The following is a 270-nucleotide window of genomic DNA, read 5'->3' as shown; positions in this document are numbered from 1 at the left end:
AGAAAGCGAAAACAATCGCAAACAACGTGTCTAAGTCAAGGTGCGTTATGGCAAATAAGAATGCGAGGGATAGCAGAGCACACAAGGCATCCCCTAGAACTAGGATCTTCTTCCTATCATATTTATCAGCGGCGACACCGCCAATCAGAGTAAATATTATGGTTGGGATATAAGTAATGGCATACGACATTGCCATATATAAAGCCGAGCCAGTGTCTTTATATATGGCAAGAGGAATGATTAGTTTATAAAACCAATCACTCATCACAG

1 protein-coding gene is annotated in these 270 nt (G+C 40.7%); it reads right to left on the bottom strand.

Features of this window, described 5'->3' with window-relative positions; all coding sequences use genetic code 11:
• A partial coding sequence (locus tag SB765_RS29945) for an MFS transporter (protein WP_410932537.1) occupies positions 1-270 on the bottom strand: 270 nt, incomplete at both ends.

The sequence above is a fragment of the Pseudomonas sp. SIMBA_067 genome (assembly GCF_046534675.1).
In the GTDB taxonomy this organism is placed as follows: Bacteria; Pseudomonadota; Gammaproteobacteria; order Pseudomonadales; family Pseudomonadaceae; genus Aquipseudomonas; species Aquipseudomonas putida.
This window is presented reverse-complemented; position numbering and strand designations above follow the sequence as displayed.